Genomic DNA, 22,297 nt, shown 5'->3' with positions numbered 1-22,297 from the left:
GCACCGGTGCAGAAGGGATCCGAGCATGGCGCTGACCGATAAGAGGACCGTCGACACCGACGGGCCCGAACTCAAGCGGGTGATGGGGCCCAAGCTGCTGCTGCTGTTCATCATCGGCGACATCCTCGGCACCGGCATCTACGCGCTCACCGGACAGGTCGCCGCGGAAGTGGGCGGTGCGGCATGGCTGCCGTTCATCGTCGCCTTCCTCGTCGCGCTCGTCACCGCATGCAGCTACCTCGAACTGGTCACCAAGTTCCCGCAAGCAGCGGGGGCCGCCCTGTACGCGCACAAGGCGTTCGGCATCCACTTCCTCACCTTCCTCGTCTGCTTCACCGTCATGTCGTCGGGCATCACCTCGGCGTCGGCGGCGGCCGGCGCATTCGCGAGCAACTTCGCGATCGGATTCGGCCTCGGCGAATCGGCGGGCACCGCCTTGTTCATCGCCCTCGCGTTCATGCTGCTGATCGCGGCCGTCAACCTCCGCGGCGTCGCCGAGAGCGTCGGCCTCAACGTCGTGCTGACCCTCATCGAGCTCTCGGGCCTGCTGCTGGTCGTCTTCATCAGCTTCTTCGCGATCTTCGGCGGCCAGGCCGACTTCTCGCGGGTCGTCGCGTTCGAGACCCCCGATGGCAAGAACCTGTTCCTCGCCGTCAGCGCCGCGACCTCGCTCGCCTTCTTCGCGATGGTCGGCTTCGAGGACTCGGTGAACATGGCGGAGGAGACGAAGGAGCCGAACCGCATCTTCCCGCGCATCATGCTGACGGGTCTCGGCATCACCGCGGTGGTGTACGTGCTCGTCTCGATCGTCGCGGTCGCCGTCGTCCCGGTGGGTGAGCTCGCCGGCAACGACACGCCTCTCGTCACCGTGGTCGAGACGGCGGCGCCGGACTTCCCGATCAGCTCGCTGATCCCGTTCATCTCGCTCTTCGCCGTCGCCAACAGCGCGCTGATCAACATGATGATGGCGAGCCGCCTGCTCTACGGCATGAGCAAGCAGGGCGTGCTCCCGCCCTTCCTGTCGAAGGTGCTGCCGGGACGGCGGACCCCGTGGGCGGCGATCCTGTTCACGACCGTCATCGCGCTCGGCCTCACTTCGTTCGTGTCCATCGACCCCGACAACCCGATCGCGGTGCTCCTCGGCGGCACCACCTCGCTGCTGCTGCTCGCCGTCTTCGCCGTCGTGAACGTCGCCGTGCTCGTGCTCCGCCGCCAACCCGTCGAGCATTCGCACTTCCGCACGCCGACGGCGCTGCCCATCGTCGGAGCGATCGCCTGCGCCTACCTGGTCCTGCCCTGGACGTCGGGACGCGACATCGAGCAGTACTCGATCGCCGGCATCCTGCTCGTCCTCGGCGTCCTCCTCTGGGTCGTCACCTACGTCGACCGCCGCGTGCGCGGATACTCGCGGAGCTCCGCCGTCGACGAGGAGAACCTCGACAAGGATCTGCGTTGAGGCGACGCATCATGCCAAGCCGGATCGACGGAGGGGTCCGTCGAAGAATGGAGAGTCGCCGATGACCACGATCGCCCTGTTCCACTCCGTCCTCGGGGTGCGCCGCGGTGTCACCGACATGGCAGACCGATGGAGGCGGGACGGGCACGATGTGCTGGTCGTCGACCAGTACGACGGCCGCGTCTTCGACGACTACGAGGAGGCGAGCGCGTTCGTCGACGAGATCACCTTCCCGGTGTTGATGGACAAAGCTGTCACCGCCACGGCCGACCTGCCCGACGGGTTCGTCACCGCGGGGTTCTCGAACGGTGCGGGCATGGCGCAATGGGTGGCGACGCAGCGCACCGTCGCGGGCAGCATTCTCTTCGCGGGCGCCCTTCCGCTCGAGGCGTTCGGTCTCGAAGCCTGGCCGGGCGCGACGGCGGTGCAGATCCACCTCACCGAGAACGACCCCTACCGCGACGGACCCTGGACCGAACGCTTCGCCGTCGAGGCGCAGGAGGCGGGTGCCGCGGTCGAGCTGTTCGAATATCCGGGTGCGGGGCACCTGTTCACCGACCCGACCCTGCCGAATGAATACGACGCCGAGTCGACCGCGCTGGCCGAGACCCGCGCGGCCCAATTCCTCGCGCGTCTCTGAGGGCTGACGACATGGCGCTCCGCGCCCCGGCCGGTAGGCGAAGATGGGGGAGTGCCTGAACTCGGACTGCTCTTCGACGTCGACGGACCCATCGCCAGCCCCGAGTCACGGACGGTCGCGATCCCGGGCATCCTCGACGATCTCGTCACCCTCGCCCGCGGTGGAGTTCCGATCGCCTTCATCACCGGCCGGTCCGACGCGTTCATCGCCACTCAGGTAGTCGAACCCCTGCTCGCCGCCGGTCTCGCGCCGGCGCTCGCGGAGGGCGGGGCCGGCATGTTCGGGGTGTTCGAGAAGGGCGGAGTGTGGGCCGAGATCGGCGCCGACGGGTTGGCGGCCGTCACGGTCGATGAGTCGGTCGTCTTCCCGGTCGAGGTGATCGCCGAGATCCGCGATCTCGTGAACCGCCGGTACGAGGACACGATGTTCTTCGACGAGACCAAGCGCGCCATGATCTCGGTCGAGCAGCGCACCGATGTCGACCGCGAACGGTATCGGGACGCGCAGCGGCGGTTCGACGCCGACGCGTTCGAGATCATCGCCGTGCACGGTCTCGGCATCCGCAACGGTGCCGAGGAGCGCCCCGACGCCAACGGCGAGGTGCCGTTCCGGTTCGACCCGACGATCATTTCGACCGACATCGAGTCGGTCGCCCTCGACAAGGATCGGGGTGCGCAGCGCGCGCTCGCCTACTTCGCGACGCGCGGCGAGCTGCCGCGTCGGTGGAGGACGGTCGGCGACTCGCGCAGCGACTATCTGATGGCCGACCACCTGCACGGTGCGGGGTTCGACGTCGCCCATGTCGATGTGCGCCCGAGCGACGGCATCCTCGAGCGGCCGTACCCCGTCGAGGTAATGGGAAGCCGGATCCACGACGAGGCCGGTGCCGAGCTGCTGCGGCGCTGGGTCGAGGCGCTCGCGCTGCGCTGACGCGTTCCTAGAGGACGGTCGTCGCGAGCATACGGCCGATGAACGGCACCGATCCGGCTCACGGGTGCGGAGTCGGATCGGCGCCGGAGGCGTGGTGCGAGGTGTCGGGTCAGCGGCCCGCGGTGTAGTGGGCCGAGATCTGCGTCTGAGTGAGAGCGGTGGTGTAGACCGCAGCGCCGTCAACGGAGCCGGCGAAGAACGTGCTGGTCGGCGCGCCGGTCCAGTTCGTCAGGATGTCGTTGCCCATCCGCCAGTAGCCCGACGCCGACCGCGCGGTCGTGACCGAGGTGTTCTGGGCGACGCGGGTGCCGTCGACGTACAGCGACATGCCGCCCGACGACTGCAGCGTGGCGACGACGTGGTGCCAGGCGCCGTCGTTGTACGAGATCGGGGATGCGATGACGGTGCGGGTACCGCCGGGGGCGACTCCGAAGCTGAGCTTGCCCGCGTTCGTCATGTAGATGTGCCGGTCGGTGTTGGTCGACGTTCCCGTCTGCGAGTTGCCGAAGCCGATGAGGCGGCCACCGCGCGCGGTCGTCGTCTGGAACCACATCTCCACGGAGAACGTGTTGGGGGCCGTGACCAGCGTCGGGGTCGAGACGAAGTCGTTGATTCCGTCGAGGGTGACATAGGGCGAGCTGCCGCCGACGCACCCGCCGGCGACCCTGCTGATCCCGCCGTTCAGGGTGCCGGTGCGGCCGTTGCCGGAGGAATCCGCCGCGGTCGTTCCGGTCGTCTCGGGGAAGCGGTAGGAGAGGAACGGCGAGTCGGGAGCCGTAGCGGTGAGGCAGTCGTAAGTCGCGGCGGCACCGAGCGTCGACGAGGGGTTCGGGGAGGCCGAGGCGAACGCGGCGCTGGCGGGCGGAGCGGTGACGGTGACCGCCGCGACGACGACCGCGATGGCGGAGGCCGCGGTGACGGCGCCGACGAGACCGCGCCCGAAAGCCGGACGGCGGGGGCGGCGCCGCGCGGACGGGCGCGGGGTTCGGGGCCCTTCACTGTCCGAGGACCGGCCGAGTCGGGCGAGACCGAGCAGGGCGAGCACGATCGCGCCGGTGACGGCGAGCGGGACGACCTGGCCGTCGCGGATCCAGACGATGGGCAGCCCGATGTAGGGGACCCTCAGGACTCCCACCCCGACCACGTCGGTCGGGGCGACCGTCGAGGAGTCGGGTTCGGCGTTGGCGTCGCCTTTGAGGGTGAGCCGGCCGTCGTCGCCGTAGCTGACGAAGCGGTGGAACCGCAGCCGGTCGGGGTGGTCGGGATCGTGCACCAGGAGGTCGAGCCCCGGAACCACCTCGTCCGCACCGAGCGGCATCGAGACGATCACGTCGCCGGTGCGGATCGCGGGCGCCATCGAATCGCTCTGGATCGTCGTCGGCGTCCACCCCCAGGCCGCGGGAACCGCGGCCCAGAGCAGCAGAGCGGCCATCGACAGCAGTGCGGCGCGGGCGGTGCCGGCGACCAGTGCCGTCGCCACGGTGGCGGCGCGACGGGGACGGGAGTCCCGCGTGCGTTCGAGCGTTGCCATCAGGAGATCCCCCTTCCTCCGTCGTCGTCTACTCGTGAACTCAGCTGTTCTGGCTCTCCCAGGTGAAGCCGAGAGCCGCGGTGCCGCCCTGAGTGGTGTTGGGTGCGGCCGCGTCGACCGTGTAGGTGATCTGGTAGGTGCGGGTCTCGGTCGCGGCGCCGGTGGGCGCCCAGTTGCCGAGACCGTTGGAGTAGCCGGTGTAGGTGGTCGCGAAGTTCGCGAGGGTTCCGCTGAACAGCGACGAGCCCGACGCGAGAGGCGCGAAGCCGCTGCAGGAGCCGAAGCCGCCTCCGGTGCCCTGCACGATGCTGAGGTTGATGCTCGAGCTCAGTGCGTTGGTCGTCGCCGCGTTGGTGCCGTACAGCTTGACGGCGGCGGGCAGCGTGCCCGACGAGCTGACCGCGATGCACTTGACCCCGGTCGAGCCGGGCTTCAGGTTCGAGGCGTTCGCGGTGGTGAAGAGCGCGGTGCTCGAGTCGTCGTCGGCGAGTGCGACGGTGCCGGCGGTCCAGCTGTTGCCGGTGTTCGACGTGGTGGCGGAGAAGGCCGAGTACGAGGCCTGGGCGATGGTCGCTCCGGAGAGGAGCAGCGCGGCCGGGATGGCCGCCCACTTGATGATGCGGGACGTGCGGATGGCGCGAGTGGTCGACACGAAAGGGCTCCAAAGATCTTTCGACCGTTCCCCCCATGAGCCCGGTCGGCGCCGATTACCTCGGCACGCAAGAAACACTATGACCAAGAAACTTGATTGTCAAACTATTCGATGATCAAGAAGTTTGACGCTCCAGTTTCTTTGTCATCTGACTACTTTGTTGTAGGGTCACTACGACGGAAGAAGACGATGAGCACCTCTGATGAGACCCAGTCCACCGCACCTGCGGGTGGGTTCGACCCCGACTCGCCATACAACGCCGCTTTGGTGGCGTCCGCCGAGTTCGTGCGCGCCGTCGATGCTCTGCGTCGCCGCTTCGCCGCCGGCCTCGGAGTCGGCATGACCGAGATGCAGGCGATGTCCTACGTCCTCGAGGCGGGCGGCGTCTTGACGCCGAAGGCCCTCGCGGCCCACCTCGACCTGTCGACGGGCGCGGTCACCGCCCTGCTCGACCGACTCGAGGCGAATGGCGCCATCGAGCGTCGAGCCAACCCGTCCGACCGTCGTAGCACCCTCATCGCGCTGACCGACACGGGCAAGCGCAGTATCGAAGGCAACTACGTCGAGTACGAAGAGCTCGTCGTCGCCGCCGCGAAGTCGAAGTCCGCGAAGGACCTCAAGGTCATCGCCGAGTTCTTCCACGAACTCGCGCAGTCCTTCGACAAGGCGGTGTGACTCGGACGTCCACCTCTCAGCGACGAGAAAGGCCCACCGGCGAACCGGTGGGCCTTTCTTCGTTCGTTCGGAAGATCAGGAGCGCGTGTCCTCGAGCAGCTTGCTCGACTCGTCGTGCCAGCTGCGGGCGACGCCCTCGAGCTTGTCCTGGTACTTCTTGCCGTGGTGGGCGCAGAACAGCAGCTCTCCGCTGCCGAGCTCCACTCGGATGTAGGCCTGGGCGCCACAGCTGTCGCAGCGGTCGAGCGCCGTCAGCTCGTAGGCGGGAGCGTCCAGCGCGTCTGTTGCGGTGTTCGACATGTGCGGCTCCTCGTCGCTAGTAAAGTCCGTCACTTGAGTTGAACAATGAAAGCACGCCTTTGTTCCGTGTTCGCCCAGTGTGTCGCCGTTTCGCTGTGCGCGTAGCGGATCGTTACACGTTCGAATTCCGGGGCGCTCATCGCCTCGAGCCGGCCGAGCCCCGGCGTGGAGCGCCGGCGAGGTCGGAGGCGGCGATTACCCTGACGAGGTGGCAGCACAGGACTACTCCGCCAGACACCTCTCCGTTCTCGAGGGGCTCGAAGCGGTGCGCAAGCGCCCCGGCATGTACATCGGCAGCACCGACTCGCGCGGGTTGATGCACTGTCTCTGGGAGATCATCGACAACTCGGTCGATGAAGCACTCGCGGGGCACGGCACCGCGATCGAGGTCATCCTCCACTCCGACGGCAGCGTCGAGGTCCGCGACCGCGCCCGCGGCATCCCCGTCGACATCGAGCCGAAGACCGGTCTCACCGGCGTCGAGGTGGTCTTCACGAAGCTTCATGCCGGCGGCAAGTTCGGCAGCGGGTCGTACGCCGCGTCCGGAGGGCTCCACGGCGTCGGCGCCTCCGTCGTCAACGCGCTCTCCGAGCGCCTCGACGTCGAGGTGGACCGCGGCGGCAAGACCTACGCCATGTCGTTCCACCGCGGCGAGCCGGGCACCTTCGCCGACGGCGCAGGCGCGACGGCGCAGAAGAGCCCGTCATCGGCCTTCAGTCCGTTCGTGTCGGGCAGCGAGCTCACCGTCATCGGGAAGGTCGCGAAGGGGGTCACCGGCACACGGGTGCGCTACTGGGCCGACCGGCAGATCTTCTCGCCCGAGGCGACGTTCTCGACCGGCGACCTCGTCGCGCGGGCTCGGCAGACGGCCTTCCTGGTGCCGGGGCTGCGCATCTCGATCCGCGACGAGCGTGGCGCCGAGGTCGTCGAGGAGGACTTCCACTACGAGGGCGGCATCTCCGAGTTCGCCGACTTCCTCGCCCCCGACGAAGCGGTCATCGAGACCTGGCGTGTGACGGGCCGGGGCGGGTTCACCGAGACGGTGCCCGTGCTGCAGGAGAACGGTCACATGGTGCCGACCGAGGTCGAACGCGAATGCGAGGTCGACATCGCGCTGCGATGGGGCACCGGGTACGACACCACGGTGCGCAGCTTCGTCAACATCATCGCCACACCCAAGGGCGGCAGCCACCAGGCAGGCTTCGAGGCGGGTCTGCTCAAGGTGCTGCGGGCCCAGGTCGAGGCCAACGCCCGCCGGCTGAAAGTCGGCAACGACAAGCTCGACAAGGACGACGTGCTCGCGGGGCTCACCGCGGTGCTCACGGTGCGGCTGCCCGAACCGCAGTTCGAGGGCCAGACGAAGGAGGTGCTCGGCACCCCGGCGGTGCGCGGCATCGTCACCAACGTGCTGTCGAAGGCCCTGACCGAACGCTTCGCCTCGACCAAGCGCGAGGATAAGGCGCAGTCGGCGCTTCTACTCGACAAGGTGGTCGCCGAGATGAAGGCGCGGATCTCCGCGCGTGCCCACAAGGAGACGCAGCGCCGCAAGAACGCCCTCGAGTCCTCGTCGCTGCCCACGAAGCTCGTCGACTGCCGCAGCAACGACGTGGCGCAGAGCGAGCTGTTCATCGTCGAGGGCGACTCGGCGCTCGGCACTGCGAAGCTCGCGCGTGACAGCGAGTACCAGGCACTGCTGCCCATCCGCGGCAAGATCCTCAACGTTCAGAAGGCATCGATCAGTGACATGCTGAGCAACGCCGAATGCGCGTCGATCATCCAGGTGGTCGGTGCGGGATCGGGTCGCTCGTTCGATCTCGAGATGGCCCGCTACGGCAAGATCATCCTGATGAGCGACGCCGACGTCGATGGCGCGCACATCCGCACCCTGCTGCTGACCCTGTTCTTCCGATACATGCGCCCGCTGGTGGAAGAGGGCCGGGTGTTCGCCGCGGTGCCGCCTCTGCACCGGGTGGTCGTCATGAACCCGGGAAGCAAGCCGAACGACGTGCTCTACACCTACTCCGAGAAGGAGCTGCAGGGCCTGCTGGCGTCGCTCGAGAAGCAGAAGAAGCGTTACCAGGATCCGATCCAGCGCTACAAGGGCCTCGGAGAGATGGACGCCGACCAGCTCGCGTCGACGACCATGGATCGGCAGCACCGGATGCTTCGCCGCGTGAAGGTCGACGATGCGGCCGCCGCCGAGAAGGTGTTCGAGCTGCTCATGGGCAACGAGGTCGCGCCCCGCAAGGAGTTCATCATCGACGGCTCCACTCGCCTCGACCGGGAGCGCATCGACGCGTAGCGGCGGAAGAAGAGGCGACGCGTAGCGGCGGAAGAACAGGCGACGCGTAGCAACGCCTCGCCAGGTTGATCCTGGGCGGGCGGTGACAGGCGCCGTCGTCGGCTATACGCTGTCCACATTCTCCTCTCGACGATGAAGGTGGACGCCATGCCGACGCTCCTGAACCCGTACTTCAACTTCCGTGGACAGGCGAAGGAGGCGATGGAGTTCTACCGGTCGGTCTTCGGTGGGGAACTGATCGGCAACACCTTCCGCGAGTTCCAGATGCCGACGGAGCCCGGCGAGGAGGACCTGATCATGCACTCGCAGCTGACGACTCCCGGCGGACTGACTTTGATGGGCGCCGACGTGCCGACCGGCATGGAGTTCCATCCGGGACACCAGGTGAGCGCATCGCTGAGCGGAGACGACGAGGCCGAGCTGACCCGCTTCTGGTCGGGGCTGTCGGAGGGCGCCGAGGTGTCGCAGGAGCTGCAGAAGGCGCCGTGGGGCGACAGCTTCGGCATGCTCACCGACCGCTACGGCATCCAGTGGCTCGTCAACATCGCGGGCGGCGGCCAGACCGCCTGACCGCGTCTCAGCTCGCGACGGGGGAGCCGATCGATGCCACCGCGGCGTCGAGAGCGACGCCGGACGCGTCGCGACGCGCACCCGGGTCGGGCAGCGAGCGCACCGCGCCGTCGGAGCCGAGGGCGTAAGCCGGGTCGGTGCCGACCCACGCCAGCGCCAGCGCATCCTCGCCCTTGAGGAACGAGTGCGAGCGAACGCCGCCGGTCGCGCGCCCCTTCGCCGGGAAGTCGACGAAGAGCGAGACCTTGGCGCGCCCGTTGTCGGTTCCGGGCAGCGCCGCCGACGAGGTCGAGATGGTCGCGACCACCGCGTGCTCGGGCTTCGCGACGGCTCCGAAGAAGATGGCGGTCGCGTCGGCCGACAGGTTGATGCCGGCCATGCCTCCGGCGGACACGCCCTGCGGTCGCACGAGCGCGGCGGCGTAGTGCAGGAGCTGGGCGTCGCTGCTCACGAAGACGAGCTCGGCCTCATCGGGCGTCTGCACGGCGCCGACGACCTCGTCGCCCTTCTTCAGGGCGATGACCTCGAAATCGGGCTTGTTCGGGTAGGCGCCGGTGCTGACCCGCTTCACCACTCCGGTCTTCGTGCCGAGCGCGATCGGCTCGTCGCTGGTGAGCGAGACGAGGGCGAGCACCCGCTCGTTCTTCGGCAGTCCGAGGTAGTCGGCGATCTTCGCACCGGCCGCGAGCTGCACCGAGTTCGATGGAACCGACGGGAGGTCGACCGGGGTGAAGCGGACGACGCGTCCCGTCGAGGTCACGGCGCCGAGCTCACCGCGGCTCGATCCTGCGATCTGCGACAGGATGGCGTCGTGCTTGCTGCGGCGCGCGGGACGTTCGAGCGAACCGCCGTCGGGCAGGTCGACGCGGACCGCCCGCCCCGTCGTCGACAGCAGCACGATGCCCGGGACGTCGGCGATCTCGAGCGACACGGCCGCCTTCTTGCCGCGGGCACTGCCGGCGGCGGAGGCGGGCGCCTCGGTGAGGAGCGTGCGACGGGGCGTGCCGTACTTCTCGGCGGTCGCGTCGAGCTCGTCGGACACGAGCTCCCGCAGCTTCTGATCGCTGCCGAGGAGCTCCTCGAGGTAGGCGATTTCGGCACGCAGCTCGTCGCGCTCGGTCTCGAGCTCGATCCGCGAGAAGCGGGTGAGGCGGCGTAGACGCAGTTCGAGGATGTACTCGGCCTGGACCTGCGAGAGGTCGAAGACCTGCACCAGCCGTGTCCGCGCGGCCTCGGAGTCGTCGCTGCTGCGGATGACCTGGATGACCTCGTCGATGTCGAGGATCGCGACGAGCAGACCCTCGACGAGGTGCAGTCGTTCGCGCCGGCGGTCGAGGCGGTAGCGCGTGCGCCGCGTGACGACCTCGATGCGGTGCGAGATGTAGACCTGGAGCAGCTCGATGAGGCCCAGGGTGCGCGGGCCGCCGTCGACCAGGGCGACGTTGTTGATCCCCATCGACTCCTCGAGGGGAGTGAGGCGGTACAGCTGTTCGAGCACCGCTTCGGGGCTGAAGCCTGTCTTGATGCCGATCACGAGGCGCAGCCCGTGCTTGCGGTCCGTGAGGTCGTTGACGTCGGAGATGCCTTGGATCTTCTTGGCCTGCACCCCGTCCTTGATCTTCTCGATGACCCGTTCGGGGCCGACGAGGTAGGGGAGTTCGGTGACGATGAGCCCCTGCTTGCGCGGGGTGATCGCCTCGATCGTGACGCGCGCACGGGTGCGGAACGTGCCGCGTCCCGTCGCGTAGGCGTCGCGGATGCCGTCGAGCCCCGAGATCGTGCCGCCGGTCGGGAGGTCGGGGCCGGGGATGAATCGCATGATCTCGTCGAGCGTCGCGTCGGGGTTCTCGATGAGGTGTCGGGCGCCCGCGACGACCTCGATGAGGTTGTGCGGAGCCATGTTCGTCGCCATGCCGACCGCGATGCCGCTGGCACCGTTCACGAGCAGGTTCGGGAACGCGGCGGGAAGGACCTCGGGCTGGGTCAGCTGGTTGTCGTAGTTGGGGACGAAGTCGACGACGTCCTCGTCGAGGTTCTCGACCATCGCCATCGCCGCGGGGGCGAGTCGCGCCTCGGTGTAGCGGGAGGCGGCGGGCCCGTCGTCGAGGGAGCCGAAGTTGCCGTGACCGTCGACGAGCGGCAGGCGCATGGTGAAGGGCTGCGCGAGACGGACGAGGGCGTCGTAGATCGCGGAGTCGCCATGTGGGTGGAGCTTGCCCATGACCTCGCCGACGACGCGCGCCGACTTCACGTGTCCGCGATCGGGACGCAGTCCCATCTCGGCCATCTGGTAGAGGATGCGCCGCTGCACCGGCTTCAGGCCGTCGCGGGCGTCGGGCAACGCGCGGGAGTAGATGACGGAGTACGCGTACTCGAGGAACGACCCCTGCATCTCGGTCGAGACGTCGACGTCCTGGATGCGCTCGACGATGCCGCCCGAGCCGTCGGCTGCGGCGGTCATCGCGCGCCCTCAGGGCGGCGGTCGGTCTGCTGGTCGAGGTGGGGCACGGCTCTGACGGGTCTTCCTGGTCTGCGGGAGGAGCCCGGTCGTCTCATGCGCGGCTCCGTCTTGCGCGGCGGTCGCCGCGCCGGTCTGCGGGCCGCGCAGGGGCACGGTCGCCTACCTGGGGCGCTGTGCAAGACTGACCCCGATGCCCATCATGGTACCCACCGGCCTCGCCGATGGCCCTCATCTGGCCGCGGTTCTGCCGAGTTGCGTCGCTGCGATGCGCGGCGACGGCAATCCTCTCCGACTGCGACCGGTGCGGTCGGTGGTCGTCGCACTCGTCGACGGTCTCGGCACCGCCAACCTCCGGGAGCGCAGCGGCCACGCCCGCACCCTCGCCGCGGCGCTCGGCAGGTTCTCGACCGCCCGCACCGGTGGGCCCACGACGACCGCCGCGGCGATCACCTCGCTCACGACGGGCACCTCTCCCGGCCAGCACGGCGTCGTCGGCTACGCGGTGCTCGACCCGTCGAGCGATCGCGTGGTGAATCAGCTGAGCGGGTGGGGGAGCGGAGCCGTCGACCCGGCGACCTGGCAACGGGTCCCGACGGTCTTCGAGCGCGAATCCGACATCCGCAGCTACGCGATCGGGCAGAGCCGGTACCGCAGCTCCGGTTTCACCTCCGCGGCGCTGCGCGGAGCCGAGTACCTCGCCGCCGACGACATCGCCGGCCGCTTCGAGGCGGCGCTCGACGTCGTCGGCGCGCGGGAGGCGTCGCTCAGCTATCTGTACGTGCCCGAACTCGACATGGCCGCGCACGCCGCGGGCACCTCGTCCGATCGCTGGATCGCCGCGCTCGAGGCCCTCGAGGCAGCCGTGTCCGACACCGTGCGCTCGCTGCCGCCGGACGTCGCCCTGCTTCTCACCGCCGATCACGGAGTGCTCGACGTCGCCGAGTCCTCGCACGTGCTGATCGACGAGCGTCCGGATCTCGTCGACGGGGTGCGGCACGTCGGCGGCGACCCGCGTCTACTCTCGCTCTACCTCGAACCAGACCTCCCCGGTGCCGCGAGAGCCGCGCTCGTGGAGCGATGGCGCGACGCGGAGGGCGAGAGGGCATGGATCCTCACCCGCGACGAGGCGGTCGCAGCGGGGGTGTTCGGCGAAGTCGACATCGAGGTCCTGCCGCGCATCGGCGACATCCTGGTCGGGGCTCGCGCGCCGATCGCGTACTACGACTCGCGTGTCGCGACGGCGGCGTCGCGGCAGATGATCGGCCAGCACGGGTCGTTCACCGCCCGCGAGCGCGAGGTTCCGCTGCTGCGCTTCGGCGCCGCGCAGTCCTGATCAACCCAGTCCTGATCGACCGCGCCTGAGTCCCGCGCGAGCGCGGCAGCGTCGGGAGAGGCGTCAGGACTCGTCGTCGGGGCGCGCGCCGAACACGATCTCGTCCCACGTCGGCATCGAGGTGCGGCCGCGGCGCGATGAGCGCTGCTGGGGGAGCTCGGCTGTCTGCTGAGGTCGATCGGATCCCCTCGACGACTTCGTCGCGGCGGCCGCCTTCGGCGCGGGTGCGGGGGCGGGAGCCGGAGCGGAGGCGGTGGCGTCGTCGCGCTTGCTGCGACGCTCGAGCACGCGGATCGCCGCGGTGGTCTCCTTCTTCGGCTCCTCGGCGGGAGGAGCGTCGAATGCGCCGGTGTCGAACGAGGCCGCCTCGAACGCCGCGGCTTCGCGCTCGCCGCGGCGGCGGCGCAGCGCCTCGAGCAGGTCGGCGGTCTCACCCAACTGCTGACCCGACTTGTCCTCGACGACCGACACCGCACCGGTGCGCGGCTCGATGACGCGTCCGCGTCCGTAGGCGATGGGCTCCTGGTGGTGCACCGGCTCGGCCGGAGCGGCGACAGGAGCGGGCTCCGGTGCGAACTCCGCCGGCAACTGGAACGCTGCGGAATCGAAGCGCGAGGTGTCGGGGTCGACCGTCTCGAACGGCACCGCTCGAAGACGCGGCATCAGCGTCGAACCGATCTCGCCCTGCTGAGACAGCGCCACCGCCTCGCCGTTGAGCGGCGACAGGGTGAGCTTCTTGGGATCGAAGCGCCACCGCGCGTCGTGATCGATGGTGTCCGCGGTGAAGGAGAGACGGAGGATCCAGCCGCCGCCCTGCTCCTTCCAGCTCGCCCACTGCGAGCCGCGAGCCGAGAGTTGGCTGAGACGTTCGCCGATGACGCCGCCGAAGGTCGGCACCGGCGCTTCGGGGTCGGAGTCGGCGAGGCTCATGACGGGGACGCCGAGCGCGGACTCGACGACGTACTCGCGCTCGGCGAGGACGGGACCTTCGTAGCGCTGGATGTAGTCGATGGGGGCGCCGGTGATCTGGGCGACCTCGTCGGCCGACATGCCCGCGCGGATGTGCGACTGGATCTCGCGCGGCGACAGTTTGCGCGATCCGCCGACGGGCGCGGCGGTGTCGCGTAGACGTGAACGAAGACCATCGTCGATCTCGACGTGGAACTGGCGCCCGTCTGAATCGGTGGCGACGACGCCGCCGCCGTCGATGGCGACGGCTCTCAGAGTGTGCATGCCGCGTGTCTCCTCGGTTTCCGGGTCAGATCAGGATGCCACCGGGTGCCTCCGTATCCGGGGAATAGCGCGGGCGTGCCGGAAGTTCTTCGGGGTGTCGCAGGGCCCCACGGCGCGGGTTTGCGGTTCGGGAGGCGATCGTGCAAACTGTCGCCGCCGATTGAGGCGCTGATAGTGCCGGAGACGGCGCTGAACACAGAAACGGATGGGAATGGCGACCGATTACGACGCGCCCCGCAAGACCGACGACGACTCGGAGTCGATCGAGGCGCTGAAGGAGCGGGTTCCGGACAAGATGTCCGGACAGGTCGACGTCGAAGACGCCGACAACCCCGGCAGCTTCGATCTCCCCGGTGCCGACCTCTCCGACGTCGAGATGGACGTCGTCGTGCTGCCTCCGCAGGCCGACGAGTTCACGTGCGTGTCGTGCTTCCTGGTGAAGCACCGCTCGCAGCTCGACCACGAGGACAAGCTCGGACCGATCTGCCTGGAGTGCGCTGCCTGACCGCAGCGAACGCGATCTGAAGGCTGAAGACCTTATGGGTCTTCAGCCTTCGCTCGTTAACGCGAGGTGCCCAGTTCTGCGGGTCCGAAGGCCCTAACACCGACAGATTTGGGCACCTCGGCGATGAGTCGCCCACTTCACCCTGTCCGACGGCCGCAACACGGGGTGGAGTGGGCGAGTCAGGCGGGGGTGCGGGCGGCGTCGAGGGCTGCGATGAGGTCCTCGGGGTGCCTCGTCGAGACGATCCAGTAGGGGGTCGGGTCCGTCGGGTCGGCGAGTTCCACCCGGACGACCGGGTCGATCCACCCGCGGATGCAGAGGTAGGCGCGGGCGTCGAGTCGGGGTCCGCGCTCGGCGGTCGCGTCGGCGCCGCGGTGCGCGCTCGCCCCCGCGATGACCGACACCGGGATATGGGCGCGACCCGCGCGGAACTCCCCATCCTCGACGCTCACCCGCGGCGCGAGCAGCAGCAGAGCCGCGCAGGCGGAGGCGTAGAAGACGATCGCAGCGGCGATGGCGGTCCAGATCGAGACGGGCAGGAAGACGAGCAGTCCGCCGGGGATGAGGAGCGCCCAGGCGAGGAATACGCCCGCCGACGGGGTGAGCCGTTCCGTGTAGGTCATGTGGTCTATTCGATCAGGTCCCTGCACTAACCTCGACACGTGCCAGAGACCGTACAAGTTCTCACCGCGGGTGCAGACGCACCCAGGTATGCCCATCCCGGCGACGGCGGCGCCGATCTCATCTCGGCCGAGGACGTCGTGCTCGAGCCCGGTGAGCGGCAGCTCGTCGGCACCGGTCTGCGCATCGCGCTGCCCGACGGCTACGCGGCGCTCGTGCTGCCGCGCAGCGGCCTCGCCGCGAAGCACGGCATCACCATCGTGAACGCGCCCGGACTCGTCGACGCGGGCTACCGCGGTGAGATCAAGGTCAACCTGCTCAACACCGACCCGCGCGAGAGCTACCGCATCGCCGCAGGCGACCGGATCGCGCAGCTCTTCGTCACCCCTGTGGTGCCGGTCGAGTTCCTGCCGGTCGAGACGTTGCCGGGCTCGGAGCGCGGGGAACAGGGTTTCGGATCGACGGGGTACGCGGCGCGAGTCGTCGCCGCCGTCGCGGAAGGAGACGCGTCGTGAGCGACGAGGAATTCGAGGAACTGCAGCCGAAGTCGGCGCCCGAGGATCGCGAGATCAACGGGCCGCTCGACGTGTCGGAGGCGAATGCGGTGCGCCCGTACGTCGACCTCGGCGGGGTGAAGATCGTTCCCCGCGAGGGCCTGCACCTGCGCCTCGAGGTCGAGGAGGCGACGAAGCGCGTCGTCGCCGTCGGTCTCGACTACGCCGGGTCGACGCTGCAGGTGCAGCCGTTCGCGGCGCCGCGATCGAGCGGACTCTGGCACGAGATCCGCGCGCAGATCGTCGAGCAGATCCAGAAGCAGGGCGGGCAGACCCGTGAGGCCGACGGCCCGTTCGGCCCCGAGCTCGTCGCCACCATCCCGGTCTCGGCGGGCCCCGGCCAGCCGCAGACGACGCGGATCGCGCGCTTCATCGGCGTCGACGGACCCCGCTGGTTCCTCCGCGGAGTGATCGCCGGCGAGGGTGCCGTGAACCCCGAGGCCGCCGCCGCGGTCGAGGACCTCTTCCGCAGCGTCGTCGTCGTCCGCGGGGGAACCCCCATGCCGCCACGCGACCTCATCCCGCTGCACGTGCCGTCGGGAGGCGGCCCCGCGGGTCCGCAGATCGGAGCGCCGGTCAGCGGTGTCTGAGCAGCAAGACGGTCAGCCGACACGCGACCGCCGCGACCCCGTCGACCCCGCGGTCCAGCGGGATGAGACCGACGCGGTCCCCGAGACCTTCCGCGAGAGCCTCGCCGAAGCCGCGCGTCGTGCCGGGTTCGGCCAGGTCGCCGACGGGGGAGCCGTCACCGGTCGGGGGCTGCTCGCCGCCGTCGGAGGCATCAGGGGCATCGCCGAGACCCTCGTGCCCGGCCTGCTCTTCGTCGTGATCTACAGCATCACGCCGAACCTGCCGTTGGCGCTCGGAGTCTCCGTGGGATCGGCGGTCGTATTCGCCATCGTCCGACTCCTCCAGCGCTCGCCGATCACGCAGGCGCTCGGCGGCCTGCTCGGTGCGGTCGCGTCGGCGGGGCTCGCGCTCTTCACCGGGCGCGCCGAGGACAACTTCGTGCTCGGACTCATCACCAACGCGGCCTACGGCGGAGGCCTGCTCGTCTCGGTGCTCGTCGGCTGGCCCCTCATCGGTCTGGCCGTCGGGTACCTGTTCGGCGAGGGCACCGCGTGGCGCCGCGATCGCCGCAAGTTCCGGGCGATGCAGCTGCTGACCCTCATCTGGGTCGCCCTGTTCCTCACCCGCCTCGCCGTGCAGCTTCCCCTCTACCTCTCGGGGCAGGTCGAACTGCTCGGCACTCTGAAGCTCGCGATGGGCCTGCCGCTCTTCGCGCCGTTGCTCGTGCTCTCGTGGCTGATCGCCCGCGCCACCTTCGCGCCGACGCGGACGGATCGGGACCCCAGCGGCCTGGAGTAGTATCGCAACTATCTCGACGTCGAGATATCTCCCGGTGGGACCCCGCGGGTAAGGCTTGCCTTCCTGGTGATGGGCGCCTCCGAGCGAGAAGAATTGCGGTAGCGACGCCCCGAGTCGAGGGGCTGAGGGTGAGGAGAGCGAAGTGGCAGCGGTCAACAGCTTCGGAGCGAAGGACACTCTGACGGTCGGGTCGACCGACTACGAGATCTTCCGGGTCGACAAGGTCCCGGGCTACGAGAAGCTGCCCTTCAGCCTCAAGGTCCTGCTCGAGAACCTCCTCCGCACCGAGGACGGCGCGAACATCACCGACGCGCACATCCGCGCCCTCGGCAGCTGGGTGCCCGAGGCCGAGCCCGACACCGAGATCCAGTTCACCCCCGCGCGCGTGGTGATGCAGGACTTCACCGGCGTGCCGTGCATCGTCGACCTCGCCACCATGCGCGAGGCGGTGGGCGCCCTCGGCGGCGACCCGACGAAGATCAACCCGCTCGCGCCCGCCGAGCTCGTCATCGACCACTCCGTCATCGCCGACCTCTTCGGTCAGGCCGACGCGTTCGAGCGCAACGTCGAGATCGAGTACGAGCGCAACGGTGAGCGCTACCAGTTCCTCCGCTGGGGCCAGACCGCGTTCGACGACTTCAAGGTCGTGCCGCCGGGAACCGGCATCGTGCACCAGGTCAACATCGAGTACCTCGCCCGCGTCACCATGACGCGTGAAGTCGGTGGCAACCTGCAGGCCTACCCCGACACCTGCGTCGGCACCGACTCGCACACCACGATGGTCAACGGCCTCGGCGTGCTCGGCTGGGGCGTCGGCGGCATCGAGGCCGAGGCTGCGATGCTCGGCCAGCCCGTGTCGATGCTGATCCCCAAGGTCGTCGGCTTCAAGCTGACCGGGTCGATCCCGACCGGCGTCACCGCGACCGACGTCGTGCTCACCATCACGCAGATGCTGCGCCGCCACGGCGTCGTCGGCAAGTTCGTCGAGTTCTACGGCGAGGGCGTCGCGCAGGTGCCGCTCGCGAACCGCGCGACCATCGGCAACATGAGCCCCGAGTTCGGCTCGACGGCCGCGATGTTCCCCATCGACGACGTGACCCTCGACTACCTGCGCTTCACCGGCCGCGACGAGCAGAACGTCGCCCTCGTCGAGGCGTACGCCAAGGAGCAGACGCTCTGGCACGACCCGTCGCGCGAGCCCGTCTTCAGCGAATACCTCGAGCTCGACCTCGGCACCGTCGTACCCTCGATCGCCGGCCCGCGTCGCCCGCAGGACCGCATCGAGCTGTCGGTGGCGAAGAACCAGTTCGAGACCGACCTCGCCGACTACGCCAGCCCCGAGCACCGCTCGCAGGTCGACGCCGCCGTCGAGGGCACCTTCCCGGCGTCCGACCCGATCGGCTTCACCCCGCAGGACGAGAACTCGGCTCACCAGTCGGCCGACGACGACATCAGCCACCAGCACGACGTCGCCGCACACTCGAGCGCCGCGCCATCGACCGCGTCGAAGCCCACGAAGGTCGCCACCGAGGCCGGAGAGTTCACCATCGACCACGGCGCCGTCGCGATCGCCGCGATCACCTCGTGCACCAACACGTCGAACCCGTCCGTCATGCTCGCGGCGGGCCTCCTCGCCCGCAACGCGAGCAAGAAGGGCCTCAAGGCCAAGCCGTGGGTGAAGACCACCCTCGCGCCCGGATCGAAGGTCGTCACCGACTACTACGAGAAGGCCGGCCTCACCGGGTACCTCGAAGACCTCGGCTTCTACCTCGTCGGCTACGGCTGCACCACCTGCATCGGCAACTCGGGTCCGCTGCCCGACGAGATCTCGCAGGCCGTGCAGGACAACGACCTCGCCGTCACCGCGGTCCTCTCGGGCAACCGCAACTTCGAGGGCCGCATCAACCCCGACGTTAAGATGAACTACCTGGCGAGCCCGCCGCTCGTCATCGCCTACGCCCTGGCGGGGTCGATGAACTTCGACTTCGACAACGACGCGCTCGGCACCGGCACCGACGGTGCGCCGGTCTACCTGAAGGACATCTGGCCCGACGCGGCCGAGGTGCAGGAGACGATCGACAACTCGATCTCGACCGACATGTTCACCGACAAGTACGCCGGTGTCTTCGACGGCGACGAGCGCTGGCGTTCGCTCCCGACGCCGACCGGCGCGACCTTCGAGTGGGACGCCCAGTCGACCTATGTGCGCAAGCCCCCGTACTTCGACGGCATGGAGCTGCAGCCGTCGAAGGTCAGCGACATCACCGGCGCCCGCGTGCTCGCGAAGCTCGGCGACTCGGTCACCACCGACCACATCAGCCCCGCGGGCTCCATCAAGCCCGGCACCCCCGCCGCGCAGTACCTCGACTCGCACGGCGTCGACCGCAAGGACTACAACTCCTACGGCTCACGTCGCGGCAACCACGAGGTGATGATCCGCGGAACGTTCGCGAACATCCGTCTGAAGAACCAGCTGCTCGACGGCGTCGAGGGCGGGTACACCCGCGACTTCACGCAGGCCGACGCCCCGCAGTCGTTCATCTACGACGCCGCGCAGAACTACGCCGAGCAGGGCACCCCGCTCGTCGTGCTCGGCGGCAAGGAGTACGGATCGGGATCGTCGCGCGACTGGGCGGCGAAGGGCACGTCGCTGCTCGGCGTGAAAGCGGTCATCACCGAGAGCTTCGAGCGCATCCACCGCTCGAACCTCATCGGCATGGGAGTGCTGCCGCTGCAGTTCCCGGCGGGCGAGAACATCGCCTCGCTCGGGTTCGACGGCACCGAGGTGATCTCGATCACCGGCGTCGAGGCGCTCAATGAGGGTTCGACCCCGAAGACGGTGCACGTCACCGCCACGCCGACCGAGCACTCGCCCGAGGGCAAGCAGCCGGTCGAGTTCGATGCGGTCGTGCGCATCGACACCCCCGGAGAAGCCGACTACTACCGCAACGGCGGCATCCTCCAGTACGTCCTCCGCTCCCTCCTCTAGAACACCGCGAGATCAGATATTGCGGGCACAGACGCACGTTCCGGCTGGCACTTTCCGCCGGAACGTGCGTTCTCGTGCATCCAGGGTCCGTCCCGGCGGCGTTGGCCGGACGTGCAGAGTTGGCGACTTAGGATCGGGGAATGGGTATTCTCGAGAACATCCGCGGGCCGCGTGACCTCGACTCCCTGAGCAAGGACCAGATGGTCGAGCTCGCGGCCGAGATCCGCACCTTCCTCGTGGAGAACGTCGCCAAGACGGGCGGGCATCTCGGCCCGAACCTCGGCGTCGTCGAACTGACGCTCGCCATGCACCGGGTCTTCGACTCGCCGCGCGACGCGATGGTGTTCGACACCGGCCACCAGACATACGTGCACAAGCTGCTCACCGGCCGGCAGGACTTCGGCGGCCTCCGCCAGCGCGGGGGAGTCGCCGGGTACCCGCAGCGCCGGGAGTCGGAGCACGACATCGTCGAGTCCTCGCATGCCTCCAGCTCGCTGTCGTGGGCGGACGGCATCTCCCGTGCCTTCTCCGTAACGGGGCAGACCGACCGGCACGTCGTCGCGGTCGTCGGCGACGGCGCGCTCACCGGCGGCATGACCTGGGAAGCGCTCAACAACATCAGCGACGACAACGACCGCCGCCTGGTGATCATCGTCAACGACAACGGTCGCTCCTACGCGCCCACCATCGGCGGCCTCGCGCGCTTCCTCAACGAGGTCCGCACGCGACGCGCGTATCGCGACCTGCACGCGTCGTCCCGCCGACTCTTCGACCGGCTCGGACGTCCCGGGCGCGCGATCTACCGCGCCACCCGCGGTGCCCTTCACGGCTTCCTCAGCCGGTTCGCCGGCAACGAGGGTCTTTACTCGAACCTCGACATCAAGTACATCGGCCCCATCCACGGGCACGACATCGCCGCGCTCGAAGAGGCGCTGCGCCAAGCGAAGAACTACGAGCTGCCCGTCATCGTGCACGCCATCACCGAGAAGGGCCGTGGCTACGAGCCCGCCCTCCGCGATGCCGCCGATCAGTTCCACGCGGTGGGGCAGATCGATCCCGAGACGGGGGAGTCCCTCGAGTCGAGCACGTCGCCGTCGTGGACCTCGGTCTTCGCGGACGAACTCGTCACCATCGCCGAGAAGGATCCGAAGGTCATCGCGATGACCGCCGCCATGCTGCGTCCGACCGGCCTGTCGAAGCTCGCCGACCTGCACCCCGATCGTGTCATCGATGTGGGCATCGCCGAGCAGCACGCGGTCGCCTCCGCCGCGGGGCTCGCCTTCGGCGGCCTCCACCCGGTCGTCGCCCTGTACGCGACGTTCATGAACCGCGCCTTCGACCAGGTGCTGATGGATGTCGCCCTGCACAAGGCCGGCGTCACCTTCGTGCTCGACCGCGCCGGCGTCACCGGACCCGATGGGCCGAGCCACCACGGCATGTGGGATCTCGCGATCCTGCAGGTCGTCCCCGGAATACGGCTCGCCGCACCCCGCGACGCGACGCGGCTGCGGGAGGAACTCGCCGAGGCGGTCGCCGTCGACGACGGCCCCACCGCGATCCGGTTCCCGAAGGGCGCCGCATCCGCCGAGATCGAGGCGGTCCGCCGCACCGACGACGGTGTCGACGTGCTCCGTGAAGCCCCGCACCGCGACGTGCTGATCGTCGCCGTCGGGCCCTTCGCCGAGCTCGGCATGCAGGTCGCCGAGCGCCTCGCCGCGCAGGGCATCGGCGCGTCGGTCATCGACCCGCGCTGGGTGGTGCCGGTTCCCCGTAGCGTCATCGACCTGGCGGCGCAGCACCGCATCGTCGTGACGCTGGAGGACGGCATCCGGGTCGGTGGCATCGGCACGCGCATTCGTCAGGACATGCGAGCGGCGGGCGTCGACACGGCACTCACCGAGCTCGGTCTGCCCGACGAGTTCCTCGACCATGCATCCCGCAAGGAGATCCTCGAGGAGGTCGGCCTGACCCCGCAGCACATCGCCCGCGATCTGGTCGCGCAGGTGCTGGGCGCGAAGATCCCGATCGCCCGGCCGCTCCCCGACGAGGAGCGCGACGAACGGTCGCTCGGGGCCGCGGAGCGCGAAGAGCGCTGACCCGCGCCTCGACGTTGAGGGCCGACGCGTTTCGGGGAGTAACGTCCCGCGCACCGGCGGCCCCGGCCGCACTCTCCGACG

The 22,297-nt window shown here is 69.1% G+C and carries 19 protein-coding genes; 13 read left to right on the top strand and 6 right to left on the bottom strand.

What is annotated here, in order from left to right; translation table 11 throughout:
• Positions 1-25 precede the first annotated feature (25 nt).
• The 3 genes from NGH83_RS08215 (at position 26) to NGH83_RS08205 (ending at position 3,026) form a co-directional block, all read left to right on the top strand.
• Positions 26-1,456 (top strand): APC family permease, encoded by a 1,431-nt coding sequence (locus tag NGH83_RS08215; protein ID WP_251855775.1) that lies wholly within the window; start codon positions 26-28, stop codon positions 1,454-1,456.
• Between the two features lie 61 nt (positions 1,457-1,517).
• Positions 1,518-2,096: a dienelactone hydrolase family protein gene (locus tag NGH83_RS08210; RefSeq protein ID WP_251855774.1), complete on the top strand. Its 579-nt coding sequence runs from the start codon at positions 1,518-1,520 to the stop codon at positions 2,094-2,096.
• 51 nt (positions 2,097-2,147) lie between these two features.
• A complete protein-coding gene (locus NGH83_RS08205) occupies positions 2,148-3,026 on the top strand; it encodes a hypothetical protein (RefSeq protein WP_251855773.1) in 879 nt (292 codons plus the stop codon).
• Between the two features lie 109 nt (positions 3,027-3,135).
• On the opposite strand, the gene NGH83_RS08200 is transcribed toward NGH83_RS08205, so the two are convergent.
• On the bottom strand, positions 3,136-4,557 hold the full coding sequence (locus NGH83_RS08200) for a LamG-like jellyroll fold domain-containing protein (protein WP_251855772.1): 1,422 nt from the start codon (positions 4,555-4,557) through the stop codon (positions 3,136-3,138).
• Between the two features lie 40 nt (positions 4,558-4,597).
• Positions 4,598-5,209 carry a CalY family protein gene (locus NGH83_RS08195; RefSeq protein WP_251855771.1) on the bottom strand — a complete coding sequence of 204 codons (612 nt, stop codon included), beginning with the start codon at positions 5,207-5,209 and terminating at the stop codon, positions 4,598-4,600.
• Positions 5,210-5,398: 189 nt separating this feature from the next.
• On the opposite strand from NGH83_RS08195, the gene NGH83_RS08190 reads away from it, so the two are divergent.
• Positions 5,399-5,884, top strand: a complete 486-nt coding sequence (locus NGH83_RS08190) for a MarR family winged helix-turn-helix transcriptional regulator (RefSeq protein ID WP_251855770.1) — start codon at positions 5,399-5,401, stop codon at positions 5,882-5,884.
• 75 nt (positions 5,885-5,959) lie between these two features.
• Here NGH83_RS08190 and NGH83_RS08185 read toward each other — a convergent pair whose 3' ends face one another.
• Positions 5,960-6,184 (bottom strand): hypothetical protein, encoded by a 225-nt coding sequence (locus NGH83_RS08185; RefSeq protein ID WP_251855769.1) that lies wholly within the window; start codon positions 6,182-6,184, stop codon positions 5,960-5,962.
• A 208-nt stretch (positions 6,185-6,392) separates the two neighbouring features.
• Here NGH83_RS08185 and NGH83_RS08180 point away from each other — a divergent pair, with 208 nt between their 5' ends.
• Both NGH83_RS08180 and NGH83_RS08175 read left to right on the top strand, forming a co-directional pair.
• A complete protein-coding gene (locus tag NGH83_RS08180; RefSeq protein WP_251855768.1) occupies positions 6,393-8,486 on the top strand; it encodes a type IIA DNA topoisomerase subunit B in 2,094 nt (697 codons plus the stop codon).
• 147 nt (positions 8,487-8,633) lie between these two features.
• A complete protein-coding gene (locus tag NGH83_RS08175; RefSeq protein ID WP_251855767.1) occupies positions 8,634-9,056 on the top strand; it encodes a VOC family protein in 423 nt (140 codons plus the stop codon).
• A gap of 7 nt (positions 9,057-9,063) precedes the next feature.
• On the opposite strand, the gene NGH83_RS08170 is transcribed toward NGH83_RS08175, so the two are convergent.
• A complete protein-coding gene (locus NGH83_RS08170; RefSeq protein WP_251855766.1) occupies positions 9,064-11,517 on the bottom strand; it encodes a DNA topoisomerase (ATP-hydrolyzing) subunit A in 2,454 nt (817 codons plus the stop codon).
• Positions 11,518-11,707: 190 nt separating this feature from the next.
• Here NGH83_RS08170 and NGH83_RS08165 point away from each other — a divergent pair, with 190 nt between their 5' ends.
• Positions 11,708-12,850, top strand: a complete 1,143-nt coding sequence (locus NGH83_RS08165; RefSeq protein WP_371872636.1) for an alkaline phosphatase family protein — start codon at positions 11,708-11,710, stop codon at positions 12,848-12,850.
• 63 nt (positions 12,851-12,913) lie between these two features.
• Here the strand turns inward: NGH83_RS08165 and sepH are convergent, their stop codons facing one another.
• Positions 12,914-14,083: a septation protein SepH gene (gene sepH, locus NGH83_RS08160; protein ID WP_251855765.1), complete on the bottom strand. Its 1,170-nt coding sequence runs from the start codon at positions 14,081-14,083 to the stop codon at positions 12,914-12,916.
• 211 nt (positions 14,084-14,294) lie between these two features.
• Here sepH and NGH83_RS08155 point away from each other — a divergent pair, with 211 nt between their 5' ends.
• Positions 14,295-14,588, top strand: coding sequence for a DUF4193 domain-containing protein (locus tag NGH83_RS08155; protein WP_251855764.1), 294 nt, complete (start codon positions 14,295-14,297; stop codon positions 14,586-14,588).
• 179 nt (positions 14,589-14,767) lie between these two features.
• On the opposite strand, the gene NGH83_RS08150 is transcribed toward NGH83_RS08155, so the two are convergent.
• The gene (locus NGH83_RS08150) at positions 14,768-15,211 is read right to left on the bottom strand and encodes a DUF3093 domain-containing protein (RefSeq protein WP_251855763.1); all 444 of its coding nucleotides are present in this window, start codon (positions 15,209-15,211) and stop codon (positions 14,768-14,770) included.
• A 39-nt stretch (positions 15,212-15,250) separates the two neighbouring features.
• Here NGH83_RS08150 and dut point away from each other — a divergent pair, with 39 nt between their 5' ends.
• From dut to dxs, 5 genes are all read left to right on the top strand, one after another.
• Positions 15,251-15,724, top strand: a complete 474-nt coding sequence (gene dut / locus NGH83_RS08145) for a dUTP diphosphatase (protein WP_251855762.1) — start codon at positions 15,251-15,253, stop codon at positions 15,722-15,724.
• Entirely contained in the window at positions 15,721-16,353 is a 633-nt protein-coding gene (locus tag NGH83_RS08140; RefSeq protein ID WP_251855761.1) for a DUF3710 domain-containing protein, read from the top strand. The genes dut and NGH83_RS08140 overlap by 4 nt, the downstream gene beginning before the upstream one ends.
• Positions 16,346-17,131, top strand: coding sequence for a DUF3159 domain-containing protein (locus tag NGH83_RS08135; protein WP_251855760.1), 786 nt, complete (start codon positions 16,346-16,348; stop codon positions 17,129-17,131). The genes NGH83_RS08140 and NGH83_RS08135 overlap by 8 nt, the downstream gene beginning before the upstream one ends.
• A 142-nt stretch (positions 17,132-17,273) precedes the next feature.
• Positions 17,274-20,120 (top strand): aconitate hydratase, encoded by a 2,847-nt coding sequence (locus NGH83_RS08130; protein WP_251855759.1) that lies wholly within the window; start codon positions 17,274-17,276, stop codon positions 20,118-20,120.
• A gap of 140 nt (positions 20,121-20,260) precedes the next feature.
• Positions 20,261-22,216: a 1-deoxy-D-xylulose-5-phosphate synthase gene (gene dxs / locus NGH83_RS08125; protein WP_251855758.1), complete on the top strand. Its 1,956-nt coding sequence runs from the start codon at positions 20,261-20,263 to the stop codon at positions 22,214-22,216.
• Positions 22,217-22,297 lie beyond the last annotated feature (81 nt).

Origin of the sequence: Herbiconiux sp. L3-i23 (assembly GCF_023734115.1) — a bacterium.
Lineage (GTDB): Bacteria > Actinomycetota > Actinomycetes > Actinomycetales > Microbacteriaceae > Naasia.
Note: the sequence above shows the minus strand (reverse complement) of the source record. Positions and strands in the feature narration are given on the sequence as shown.

Coding starts and splice junctions, on each gene's coding strand:
- NGH83_RS08200 (WP_251855772.1), bottom strand. CDS start 4,557: ATGGCAACGCTCGAACGCACGCGGGACTCCCGTCCCCGTCGCGCCGCC.
- NGH83_RS08190 (WP_251855770.1), top strand. CDS start 5,399: ATGAGCACCTCTGATGAGACCCAGTCCACCGCACCTGCGGGTGGGTTC.
- sepH (WP_251855765.1), bottom strand. CDS start 14,083: ATGCACACTCTGAGAGCCGTCGCCATCGACGGCGGCGGCGTCGTCGCC.
- NGH83_RS08215 (WP_251855775.1), top strand. CDS start 26: ATGGCGCTGACCGATAAGAGGACCGTCGACACCGACGGGCCCGAACTC.
- NGH83_RS08175 (WP_251855767.1), top strand. CDS start 8,634: ATGCCGACGCTCCTGAACCCGTACTTCAACTTCCGTGGACAGGCGAAG.
- NGH83_RS08185 (WP_251855769.1), bottom strand. CDS start 6,184: ATGTCGAACACCGCAACAGACGCGCTGGACGCTCCCGCCTACGAGCTG.
- NGH83_RS08155 (WP_251855764.1), top strand. CDS start 14,295: ATGGCGACCGATTACGACGCGCCCCGCAAGACCGACGACGACTCGGAG.
- NGH83_RS08170 (WP_251855766.1), bottom strand. CDS start 11,517: ATGACCGCCGCAGCCGACGGCTCGGGCGGCATCGTCGAGCGCATCCAG.
- NGH83_RS08210 (WP_251855774.1), top strand. CDS start 1,518: ATGACCACGATCGCCCTGTTCCACTCCGTCCTCGGGGTGCGCCGCGGT.
- NGH83_RS08165 (WP_371872636.1), top strand. CDS start 11,708: ATGCCCATCATGGTACCCACCGGCCTCGCCGATGGCCCTCATCTGGCC.
- NGH83_RS08150 (WP_251855763.1), bottom strand. CDS start 15,211: ATGACCTACACGGAACGGCTCACCCCGTCGGCGGGCGTATTCCTCGCC.
- dxs (WP_251855758.1), top strand. CDS start 20,261: ATGGGTATTCTCGAGAACATCCGCGGGCCGCGTGACCTCGACTCCCTG.